Source organism: Paenibacillus sp. AK121 (genome assembly GCF_019042715.1).
Classification (GTDB): Bacteria; Bacillota; Bacilli; order Paenibacillales; family Paenibacillaceae; genus Paenibacillus; species Paenibacillus polymyxa_C.
In genome coordinates, this window is the sequence record NZ_JAHPJM010000010.1 from 89680 (window position 1) to 101759 (window position 12080).

Annotated in this window: 8 protein-coding genes; 5 read left to right on the forward strand and 3 right to left on the reverse strand. The window is 44.7% G+C overall.

The window, feature by feature from the left end:
- Positions 1-232 precede the first annotated feature (232 nt).
- The 4 genes from KSP24_RS17715 to KSP24_RS17730 all read left to right on the forward strand — a co-directional run bounded on the left by KSP24_RS17715 (position 233) and on the right by KSP24_RS17730 (position 6735).
- The gene (locus tag KSP24_RS17715) at positions 233-2134 is read left to right on the forward strand and encodes a bifunctional 2',3'-cyclic-nucleotide 2'-phosphodiesterase/3'-nucleotidase (RefSeq protein WP_216976087.1); all 1902 of its coding nucleotides are present in this window, start codon (positions 233-235) and stop codon (positions 2132-2134) included.
- A 252-nt stretch (positions 2135-2386) separates the two neighbouring features.
- The gene (locus KSP24_RS17720; RefSeq protein ID WP_013373159.1) at positions 2387-3793 is read left to right on the forward strand and encodes a hypothetical protein; all 1407 of its coding nucleotides are present in this window, start codon (positions 2387-2389) and stop codon (positions 3791-3793) included.
- 197 nt (positions 3794-3990) lie between these two features.
- Positions 3991-4800, forward strand: coding sequence for a bifunctional hydroxymethylpyrimidine kinase/phosphomethylpyrimidine kinase (gene thiD, locus KSP24_RS17725; RefSeq protein ID WP_016820369.1), 810 nt, complete (start codon positions 3991-3993; stop codon positions 4798-4800).
- 237 nt (positions 4801-5037) lie between these two features.
- Positions 5038-6735 (forward strand): M3 family oligoendopeptidase, encoded by a 1698-nt coding sequence (locus tag KSP24_RS17730; protein ID WP_216976089.1) that lies wholly within the window; start codon positions 5038-5040, stop codon positions 6733-6735.
- Between the two features lie 157 nt (positions 6736-6892).
- Here KSP24_RS17730 and KSP24_RS17735 read toward each other — a convergent pair whose 3' ends face one another.
- A complete protein-coding gene (locus tag KSP24_RS17735) occupies positions 6893-7867 on the reverse strand; it encodes a ring-cleaving dioxygenase (protein WP_013373156.1) in 975 nt (324 codons plus the stop codon).
- A gap of 263 nt (positions 7868-8130) precedes the next feature.
- Between KSP24_RS17735 and KSP24_RS17740 the strand changes: the two genes are divergently transcribed.
- Complete coding sequence (locus tag KSP24_RS17740; protein ID WP_090738162.1) at positions 8131-8661, forward strand: GNAT family N-acetyltransferase; 531 nt, start codon at positions 8131-8133, stop codon at positions 8659-8661.
- A gap of 109 nt (positions 8662-8770) precedes the next feature.
- Here the strand turns inward: KSP24_RS17740 and KSP24_RS17745 are convergent, their stop codons facing one another.
- Both KSP24_RS17745 and KSP24_RS17750 read right to left on the reverse strand, forming a co-directional pair.
- A complete protein-coding gene (locus KSP24_RS17745) occupies positions 8771-11314 on the reverse strand; it encodes an ABC transporter permease (RefSeq protein ID WP_216976091.1) in 2544 nt (847 codons plus the stop codon).
- Positions 11311-11988 (reverse strand): ABC transporter ATP-binding protein, encoded by a 678-nt coding sequence (locus KSP24_RS17750; RefSeq protein ID WP_058711512.1) that lies wholly within the window; start codon positions 11986-11988, stop codon positions 11311-11313. The genes KSP24_RS17745 and KSP24_RS17750 overlap by 4 nt, the downstream gene beginning before the upstream one ends.
- Between the last annotated feature and the right edge of the window lie 92 nt (positions 11989-12080).

Here is a 12080-nt window from a genome sequence, read left to right on the forward strand (position 1 = left end):
TAATAACGAAAATTTAAAAAACCTGTAAATTCAGTGACAAACCAAATCTTAACAGCTAGTCCCACAGGTAGGGTAAAAAGCACTCCTGACTTTGGTAAAAATGATGTAAAATTTATCATTTGCTAGAGGCCGTAGACTGTACTTAAACGAATTGCTTATTTTAACATTCTCTTAACAGTGCTTTGTTAGACTTATTCAAGCTCTATGACCGAAGCTGAGGGAGAGAACAAGATTGGATATTTTGGACGTTAATGATAAGACAGGGCGGGAATATGCAGGTGCTGGGAAGGTGAAATTCCGCATTATGGTTACCACCGATCTGCATGTCAGCTTGTGGAATTATGATTATTATACAGATCAGGAAACACTGCATTACGGTCTGACGCAAACCGCTAGTCTGATTCACACGGCTCGGGCAGAAGTGCCCAATCACCTGCTGCTGGATAACGGAGATGTAATTCAGGGGAATCCAATGGGAGATTACGCTGTACAGCGGCTCCAACAGGACCCAAGTGAGGTGCATCCCGCCTATAAAGCAATGAATCTGCTGGGATACGAGGCAGGCAGTATCGGTAATCATGAATTTAACTATGGGTTGGAATATTTGCAGACTTGTCTTCGAGGAGCGCAATTTCCTTACGTGAATGCCAACATATATATAGCAGGAAAGGAAGAACAAAACTACTTTACGCCTTATCTATTGCTGGATAAGACAGTAGAGGATGAAGCAGGCAACAAGCATCTGCTGAAGGTGGGTGTCATCGGCTTTGTACCTCCGCAAATTATGCAATGGGACAAGGCATGGTTGGAAGGAAAACTTATCGTCAAAGATATGCTGGAAACTGCCAGACGATTTATTCCAGAAATGCAGGCAGCGGGAGCCGATCTCATTATTGCTATGCCTCATGCAGGCTTTGAGGATATTCCCGAAACCCCGAATATGGAAAATGCGGTGCTGCATCTGAGCAGGGTGGAAGGGATCCATGCCATTGTGTTTGGTCATGCACATAAAGTATTTCCTGGCCCTTCGTTTATAGGTATGACAGGTGTTAATGCAGAGCAGGGCACCATTCATGGCATTCCAGCAGTAGAGCCGGGCTTCTGGGGAGATCATCTGGGTATCATTGATCTGGATCTGGCCCTTATTGGAGGAAAGTGGCAAGTGGCTGCATCTGCTGCCGAGGTACGCCCGGTGTATGACCCGATACGCAAGGAAGCACTCGTCCAACCAGATACTGCTATTCAGCAGGCGGTAGCAGATGAACATGCTGGAACCCTGGATTATATTCGTGCACCTGTAGGTCGAACGACGGTAGCAGTGAACAGCTTTTTTGCCCAGGTGATGGATGATGCTTCGGTTCAGCTTGTGAATGATGCACAAATTTGGTATGTGAAACAGCAGCTACAAGGGAGCGAGTATGAGGGGTTGCCCGTTCTGTCGGCAGCAGCTCCTTTTAAAACAGGGGGCAGATATGGTCCGGCGTATTATACCGATATTCCCGCAGGGACGATAGCGATCAAACATATCGCCGATCTGTACAATTTTCCGAATACGCTGCATGTCGTTCGACTGAGTGGGGCAGAAATTCGGGAATGGCTTGAGTGGTCTGCCGGTCAATTCCGGCAAATTGATCCTTCGGCAGAGGAGGAGCAAGAGCTGATTAATTCTGAGTTTCCAAGCTTTAATTTTGATATCATCGATGGCATCGAGTACCAGATTGATGTAACACAGCCAGCCAGATATGATGCTGCCGGGGAACTAAAGGACCTAGATGCGCACAGAATCATTCATATGTCTTTTGAAGGGGAACCGATGGATATGCAGCGGAGTTATCTGGTTGTTACGAATAACTATCGCGCGTTCTCCTCTGCGTTGGTTAATCCAGGTGGGGAGCGAATTGTACTGGCTTCACCGGATGAGAACCGGCATGTGCTGACTGAGTATGTGCGGCATATGAAGACGTTGACGCCAAAGGCTGACGGTCACTGGTCCCTCGCCCCATGGTCGGGTCGTCCACATGTGACGTTCCTAACCTCGCCGCAAGCAACGCATGTCGCCAATGCTTATTCTGAATTGCTTTACGAAGGGCTGACGGTAGAAGGATACGCTAAGTTTGCTCTTGATTTTCGGTGATTCTAAATCATTTTGCAAGTTGTGATCTTCTAAGTCCACAGCATCAAAATAATAGAGAAAGACTGTCTCTCAGAGGACGGTCTTTTTTCATAAAACAGATTTAAAATCGTACGAAACTCGTGATTTTGTATGTCCTGAGTCGTGTTTAAAGTTATTGACCTCTCGTATAATTAGACATATACTTTGATTAAACAAATTTTGGTTTAAAAGGTAATGAAAAAGTCACCATCATTCGTTTGAGGGGGTGTCCCTTTGGAAAAAAACACCACGATCCGCGCACAGATAGAAAAGTATATTCAAAGTGAAGGTATTTCGATGCAATGTTTTGCAGATGCTTCCAAGGTAAATCCGGGTACACTTAGCGGTATACTTAACCGAAACCCACCACGGCCTATTTCAGTTAATCAGCTTGATCTGATTACTGAGGCGATGGGATTGGAAGAAGGATCTTTGTTCGAGATGTATGTAGATGAGTGTTTTATTCATTCCTTGCCCCACTGGAGAAGGTTGCGTCCATTTCTTCTTCGTTGCTCAGAGTTGAACAAGCTGGACTGTATACGCAGTGTGCTAGGCTATTTGATGGACGATTTATCGAATATTCCGGCTATTTTTGAGACTGCAGAAGCGATGTTTGAGGATGGCCGACATGAAGCCTCCATGCTTTTGTATGATTGTGTTATTGAGAGTGAGAAGTATACCCACTCCGAACGGTTGGCGATTAGCTATTTTCGCATATTCCAGATTCAGATTAAGGATAACCAACGGAACTTGAAGGCTGCTGTACAATTCCATTTATACCGTAGTCGTCTACCGGAAATTTATGCACTGGAAGGCTTACATATGCTATCTCAAGTGTTTGCTTTAAAAATGCAATGGTCCGAGATGGAAATGTATGCGGACGAGCTAAGAGAGCTGGCGCAGGCATTGTATCGCAATCGGAACCGTTTTGGAGATGAGCACCTGGAGCTACTTAAGCCGCTCGTTTATTACTATGCTCAAGGGCATCTGCTCAAGGCCAGCTGCTATGAGTTTCAGGGTAGATATGAGGAATCCAAGCAATGGATTGAAGGTTATGCAGATTTGAGCTGGTTTGAGGGTTTGGACGAGGAAGGCTGGAAAGTAGTCAACCTGCATCGTGTATATGCACAGGGCAACCGACTTTGTATTGAAATCAAAATGGGCAACACCTCTGCAATCTATGAATATATTACTTACCTGCGCGAGCATCCGGATGAGACATTGGAAGGCTTGAATACATTGCTCGAATCAGCGAATCGGTTTGGTTATTTCGTGGATGCTGAGCTGGAGCTGTTCAGCCAGCAACTCAAGAGTTTCTGGGAGCTTGCACCGGAACAATGGGACACACATTATCGCAAGCACTTTAATGCATTTCGCTTTGCCTCCTTTTGTAAGGTGTATGCGGAATATTATTTTCGAAAAGGCGATTACCCCGAAGGGTTGGAACAAACACTACATTGCCTGCAACTGTCTGTCGATAACAGCTATACCGAGCATATCATTGGTTGTATGGCTTTATTTGAGCAGCACCGGAATTTTGCTACCCCAAGACAGCAGCAGTTGTATCAGAGTTTTTGCCTCGGCGTACGGGCAAATGAAAAAAATCATGCCTATGATCACAGTACGGGTGGGTATTTATAAGTCTAAAATTCATTCAAATTCTTCATATAACACGTACTTACGAGGATGTTCTCATTTCAAAGGGGGATATTCTCGTTTTTTAGCTGTTGCTGGTTCTTGTGACTTTTCGTATGGAAAGGACCGTTTTGCGCGTTGACAAGTTTCGCATGCAGGATTAGGATAAATGCAGCACAGAAAGTGAAGGAGAGCATGTACTAATGACGATTCCCAAAACACTAACGATAGCCGGCTCTGACACAAGCGGCGGAGCAGGTATTCAGGCGGACCTGAAAACCTTTCAGGAGCTTGGTGTATATGGCATGACTGTACTGACTACCGTAGTTGCGATGGAACCTAAAACCTGGAACCATCTTGTATATCCTGTTGCGTTGGACGTGGTTGAGGCGCAGCTGCGTACTGTATTGGAAGGTATCGGTTTTGATGCAATGAAGACCGGGATGCTGGGTTCTGTAGATATCATCGAACTGGTGGCCAGCCATTTGAAAAAGCATGATCTGAAACGGATTGTGATTGACCCAGTGATGGTCTGCAAAGGCACGGATGAAGTGCTTCAGCCGGAAAATACAGAGGCCATGCTGGAATTGTTGATTCCTGGCGCTGATCTGGTAACACCGAACTTATTCGAGGCTTCACAGCTGGCGAAGAAAGGACCGATCACGACACTGGAGCAGATGCAGGAAGCGGCTGCTATTATCCACGAGCGTGGTGCTAAGCATGTGCTGATCAAGGACCGTGGCAAAATTCGCGCAGGTAAAGCGATGGATCTACTGTATGACGGAATCACTTTTGACTGGTTTGAAGCGGATGTTGTACAAACCAACTTTACCCACGGTGCAGGCTGTACCACTTCGGCTGCGGTAACGGCTGGTTTGGCACAAGGGCTGACTGTACGTGAAGCTGTGGATCAGGCCAAGAAATTCATTACACAGGCCATTGAAGGTGGCTTCAAGCTAAATGAATTTGTCGGTCCGACCCTGCATGTGGCACATCGTTTGCAAAATCAATAAAGGTACGAAGGTCTGCGATCCTAGAGATACTTATAAATCTCCATTAGACTGGATATATATTAGATTGTTTTTTACAGTGACTTTTTGATATATAGAGTTAGATGAGGCATAAAAGCCGCAATACATGGTATTGCGGCTTTTAAGGTTGTATTATTTTGGCATTCCAGCTTCCAGTTTGGTCTAATCGTACTGTATAATAGGCATCAGATTTATTACATTAAAGGGGGAAACGGAGCAATGACATTATTCAGCGAAATGGCTTATAGCCGACCAGTGCAACCTGAAATTGAACAGCGGTTTAAAATGCTGTTGCAGCAGTTTCGTGAAGCGGACAATGTAGAACGTCAAAATGAAGTTATTCATGCGATTAACAAGCTGCGCAGTAACGTGGAAACGCAATTGCAATTGGTGGAAGTTCGGCACTCCATTGATACGGAAGATGCTTTTTACAAAGCGGAGCAAGAGTACGCTGATGATTTCATGCCGGTTATCCAAGAGTATGTAACCGATTATTACCGGGCGTTGGTGGAGTCTCCATTTAGAGCTGAGTTGGAGAGCCAATGGGGGAGCCAGCTTTTCAGTATTGCCGAGGTGGCGCTCAAGTCGTTCCACCCGGATATCATTGAGGATTTGCAGCAGGAAAATAAGTTGACTTCGGAATATGCCCAATTAATTGCCTCAGCGAAGATCCTGTTCGAGGGAGAAGAACGCACATTGTCACAGCTCCTGCCATTTGAAATGGCAACCAACCGCGAGACACGCAAACAGGCCTCCGAGGCCAAATATCAATTTATGAGTGAGCATGAGGACGAGCTGGATCGAATTTATGATGAATTGGTCAAGGTACGTACGCGCATGGCACACAAGCTGGGCTATGACAACTTTGTAGAATTGGGCTATGCCCGCTTGGGACGTACAGATTACAACGCAGAGATGGTAGCCAATTTCCGCGAGCAGGTGCTGAAGCACATCGTTCCTCTGGCAACCAAGCTGAAAGAGCGCCAACGCGAGCGGATCGGAGTAGATCAGCTCCGTTATTACGACGAGGGCTTTAACTTCTTGTCAGGCAATCCTACGCCAAAAGGTGACCCGGACTGGATTCTTCGTAATGGAGCGCGTATGTATGAAGAGCTATCACCGGAAACACATGAATTTTTCAGTTTTATGGTCGAGCGTGGACTGATGGATTTAATCAGTAAAAAAGGCAAGCAAAGCGGAGGCTACTGTACATTTTTGAGCGAATATGGCACGCCATTTATTTTCTCCAATTTTAATGGGACATCCGGTGATATCGACGTATTGACTCATGAGGCAGGTCATGCCTTCCAGGTCTATGAAAGCCGACATTTTGAAATTCCCGAGTACCACTGGCCAACCATGGAGGCGGCTGAAATTCATTCGATGAGTATGGAGTTTTTCGCATGGCCTTGGATGAAGCTGTTCTTCGAGGAAGACACGGACAAATATCACTTTGAACACCTATCTTCATCGTTGCTGTTCGTGCCTTACGGCGTAGCCGTAGACGAATTCCAGCATGCCGTATATGAACACCCGGATTGGACACCGGCCGAACGTAAAAGTGCATGGCGTTCCATTGAACGCAAGTATAAACCGCATCTGGATTATGAAGGCAACGAGTACCTCGAAAAGGGCGGATTCTGGCACAAGCAGGGACATATTTTTCAATCTCCGTTCTATTATATTGACTATACACTGGCACAATTGTGTGCATTCCAGTTTTGGAAACGCATGGGTGAAGACCGGGCAGCAGCATGGAAAGATTATTTGAAGCTGTGTCGTGCCGGAGGAAGCCGATCCTTTACCGGATTGGTTGAGCTGGCTGGATTGATCTCGCCGTTCCAAGACGGCTGCATCGCCTCTGTAATCGGAGAAATCGAAGCATGGCTGACCAGCGTGGATGATAAAAAGCTATAAGCATAGCCAAAAAGGGTATTTCACTTACCTGTCTAGCTAAAAGCTTGTAGATGAGATGCTTTTTTTAATGAAAGCAGAGCAGTTGCACGAAAAAAGCCGGGAACCCTACATGATGTAGAAGCCCCGGCTTTGTGTTTATTTTAGAGTAAATATAACTTTATTCATGTTTGGTGTTGAGTGGTTTGAGATTGGCTTCAATTGATGCACGGCGCGGCTCCAAGAATGGAGGCAGTGCCAGAGATTCGCCCAGAAACTCCAGTTCCTCGTCGGTGTCAAAGCCAGGTCCATCGGTAGCCAATTCAAACAGAATGCCGTTCGGCTCACGGAAGTACAAGGAACGGAAGTAAAAGCGATCTACAAAACCAGAGTTGGAAATTTGCAGCTGACCAATACGCTCTACCCACTGTTTGAGCTCTTCCTCGGTTTCAACACGGAAAGCGACGTGATGCACACTGCCGCGTCCTGGTCGCTCTTGTGGCAGATCGTTGCGCTCTTCCAGATGAACTTCAGTTCCTGTACCGCCTTCACCTGTTTCGTAGATAACCACATCCGGTTGTCCGGCAACAGGGGAAGGGTAGGAGCCCTTTTTGCGGAAGCCCATAACCTGTTCAAGAATAAGAATGGTATTCTCCGCTTTGGGAATGGTCAGATGAACCGGACCAAGTCCAACGATGCCGTATTCCGCAGGGACAGGGCTCTTCTCCCAAGGCGTGCCGCCGCGCATTCCGTGATCATGCTCATCTGAAACGAGGAAGAAGCGTTGTCCTTCAAAATCCTCGAACGAAAGCGCCAAGCGTCCTGCTTGATCTATAATTTCGCCATGCTTCACATCCAGCTGCTCGAAGCGGTTTTTCCAATAATTCAGAGCCTTGTCGTTCGGTACCCGTAGGGAGAGCGCCGAAATACTGTTATTCCCTGTACGCGTTTGTCCAGCATGTGGAATTTCAAAGAAAGTGACTTCCGTACCCGCGGTTCCGCGCTCATCTCCGTAAAAGAGGTGATACACACTAACATCGTCCTGGTTCACCGTTTTCTTGATCAGCCGAAGTCCTAATACCTGAGTATAAAATTCAACATTTTTAGCCGCTGCTGCTGTAATCGCCGAAACGTGATGCAATCCTAACAATTTCATGTTATTTGCCCTCCTTGGTTTTTATATGATTAGGTTTTTCAAAGTAAAATAAACCGTCGTCGTAAACTTTTCTTTATATTTATTATCTTGATATTAAGATATATTATTTTTGATTGTTTGTCAACATGAATTACGATCTTGCTACAATACAGTTTCGTAACGGACAAAAATTGAAATTCGAAATAATGCAAAAGCAGATACAATAAGGCTCAATATAGCCCAAAGTAGATAGAATGAATTTTATTATAAAAGGAGTTTACTAAATGTATACGGATAAGGATTTAACGATTAGGCCCGTTAGAGAAGAAAACCTACATGCCCTTTGGACGTTAACTTTTAAGGAAGAAGCACCGGAATGGAAGCAGTGGGATGCACCCTACTATGAACATAAGAAGCTTTCTTTTGAGGAGTATTTAAAAGAGAAGGAAAAGCGAATCGGACAAGATGACTTTTGGCTCATTGAAGTGGAAGGCAAGGTCATTGGATCCGTGAGTTACTACTGGGAGCATAAGCCGTCTCAGTGGCTTGAAATGGGGATAGGTATCTATGATTCGGGGTATTGGAGTGGTGGCTATGGTACGAGAGCACTTCGATTGTGGATCGACCATTTGTTTAATACATTGCCTCTAGTAAGAGTAGGCTTTACAACCTGGTCAGGAAACCATCGGATGATGAAGGTCGGGGAGAAGCTGGGCATGACCCTCGAAGCCAGGCTTCGCAAATGCAGATATTATAATGGAAAGTATTATGATTCGATCCGAATGGGGCTACTGCGGGAAGAGTGGGAAGTGTAGGCGTTCAGACAAAAATACCTTTCTAGGCATAAAAAGATGACCTCTGAATGGATCAGGAGTCATCTTTTTTGGCGCTCATGGGTATTTTACTTTCATATTTTAAGTGCATCTACTCTGATTCTCGAAGTCGCTCTACAATACTTTGTTTGTTGTTCATAGAATAGACTGCTACTGGAATAAGTATCCCAAGCAATAACAGTAAAGGCAATGAGGCTAGAAGTGGCCAAAGTATAAAGTGATAGCTTAAAAGCCATAGCAAGCTGCAAAACGGTTTTACAATCAAAAGAGAAAATAAGACTGCCAATAGAATAGAGGTCAGGCTGGTGGCGCAAATATAATACAGTCCTTCATAAATCAGCATTCCCCGCAGCTGCCGTTTGGTCATGCCCATGCTCTGTAGCATAGCAAATTCTTTACGTCGGGTCAGTATGCTGGTTAAAATTGCATTAATAAAGTTCAGGATACCAATCAGACCAATAATCAAGCTAAGCGTGCCACCGATCAACTCAACAGTGGTTTGCATACCTGATAAAGCGTCCCTTGATGTAATTTTGGATTCGTAGTTCATCATCGGTTCGATTGCTTCAGTGTAGCGCTTCAAAAAGCTCTGCATTGACGCTTCCTGATTTGAGGATACATTAAAGGCGTAGCTCATCACAGCAGGCTCTTTTACAAGTGATTTGTATATTTCTGCCGGGAGGTAGAAGCTATTATAGCTCGAAAGGCGATTCGAATTGGTGGATTTGATACCGACATGGCCAAGTACTGTAAACTTATGTGCTATATCCTCTGTATTCAGTGGAGCATCTGCTGTTCCTGCATAACTATGCAATGTAACGTTCTCCCCCACTTTATGATGAATGCTTTCCATGTAAGGCTTGTCGTTGTCGTTCAGTTCGACTCCCTCCAGGATATACTTACCGGAAGCTAGTTTCTTAAAATCAAGCTCACCATCAATCAATTGCAGTCGATGCAGGGGCAAATCTTCCAGCCCATACACGTCTACAAGGAAGTTGCCGTGAGCGTCAGTGTTCTGGGTATCATCCGTAATTCCCTTTGTATTCTCAGCCGTGAAAGCTGTTGGGTCACCGTACAATCGGCCGCCTTCTTCAAAGCCTGGTTGTGCCTGTACAGCCTTAATAAAACTTTCGGTGGTCCCATTTTCTTGCCCACTAAAACTGCTGGGAACCTGGAAATATTCGGCATGAGCAATGAGAAAATCGGTATCATTAAATTTGGCTAAAAATTTATCCATATCAAAGCTCCGAGATAGTGTGAAGGCAGTGTTCAGAAGGACCAAGCTTAAAGAAAGACTTATAACCACTAAAACGGTGCGTTTTTTATTACGCCCCAAATTGGAACGAGCCATGAGGTGGATTTTTGCACCTCCGGTTGATTTTTTCAGCTTACCATTGTTCTTGTTTACTCCACCTGTGTATCTGACTGCTTCTACCGGCGATACGGACGAGGCAACTCTGCCTGGCTTGAAAGTGCTGATCATTACGGTAATGAGTGCGAACAAAGCCGATCCTATAAAAATCCATGGGTTGGGGGATACCGATACCTCGGTACCGTTATATATACTCATATTTATGATAAAAGGCACGAGCGATTTACCGACAAAAAAACCTGCTATCAATCCGATCGGGATTCCTAGCGCTGATAGAATCAGTGCTTGTCTGCGAATAATCCGGCGTATCTGCTTGCGGCTTGTACCGATCGTCTTTAAGAGACCGTAAAAACGGATATCTCGCATCACTGATATTTGGAAAATATTATATATAATCAAATAACCGGTAAACATGATCAGTAACAGGGCAGAAGTTAACGCTATGATTGTCTCTGTATCTAAACTAAAATTAGTCGAGATGTATGCCCAATTTACATTATTCGCGATATAGTTCGGTGCATCTTCGTCAAGTGAATAACCGCTTTCGGTAATCACTTTATTGAGCTTTCCTCGCAAATCAAGGCTGTTGTCGAACATCATATATGCACTAATGGTTCCTGTATGGAAGTGATCTTTTTTATAGTTGCTTTGTAATTCCTTGGCATGAGCATCCACATAGGATCTGGAGGCCAATATTTGTCCTGCGCTAAACACAGGATCGCTTTTCCACCAGCCAGAGAGGACAAAATCACGCTGTACTTCTTTACCTCGTATATCAAGCTTTAGCCTCAAAGGTGCTCCAATTTTCAGTGGAACATCCAATAGCTGCAACGTCTTGGAGTCTGCAATCACTTCGTTTTTCGCCACAGGCTTGTGCCCCGCATTAAGTTCAATTAAACCGAGCTTCAACCCTACATCATCGTAATACCAGAACTCTGTGTGACGTTTTAGAAATTTATCGTTTTTAACTCCGTCGCTTAATATACGGTTATAAGCAATTTCCTTGATCAATGGATGATCCTTGACATGATTAAATTCATCATCCGTTATATATTTAAGTACGGCATGTCCATCTCCACCGGACTGTCGCATAGTTGCCCGTTGTAAGTTTTCAACAGCACCGAGCCCCAAGGTGTACAACGTTGTAAATAACAATGAAGTGAGAGATATGGCAACAATGGCAAAGAGGTTACGGGCTTTGTTTACTTTGAAGCTCTTATCTGCCAGATTACGGATCGTTTTTTTATTTCTAACCTGAATCATTTGCCTTCACCACCGACCATTTTACCGTCCTCAATCCGAATAATCCGGTCTGCCATTTGGGCAATTTCCTCGTTGTGCGTAATCATCACCATCGTTTGGCGGAACTGTTGACTGGATACTTTGATCAGCCCCATCACATCCAGACTGGTTTTACTGTCCAGGTTCCCGGTGGGTTCGTCTGCTAAAACAATTGCAGGTTTTGCTGCCAATGCTCTGGCGATAGCTACGCGCTGCTGCTGGCCCCCCGATAGATTGTTGGGCAGGTTATTCAACTTTTGGTCCAGACCCAAGGTATGTACAATTTTATCTATGTGGGTTTTGTCCGGTTCTTTACCATCCAGTTCAATCGGAAGCACAATATTTTCGTAGACATTTAAAACAGGCACTAGGTTGTAATTTTGAAATACGAAGCCAATTTTTCGTCTGCGAAATATAGTCAATTCTTCATCTTTCAATGTGAAAATATCTTTACCGTCAATCGTAACGTTTCCACTTGTCGGACGATCAAGTCCACCCAGCATATGGAGAAGGGTAGATTTGCCGCTCCCGGACGTACCGACAATGGCCACAAATTCTCCGCTTTCCACCTCCAGGTTCACTCCATCTAGGGCATGAACAGCGGTATCCCCGTTACCATAATACTTCTTCAACTCCTGAGTTTTTAACAGAGTCATTCATTTCTCCTCCATGAAAAATAGTCTGTACACCAATACTTCGCAATACAGACTTTACCATATCAATCTTTCTACAATCTTTCTGAAATCTA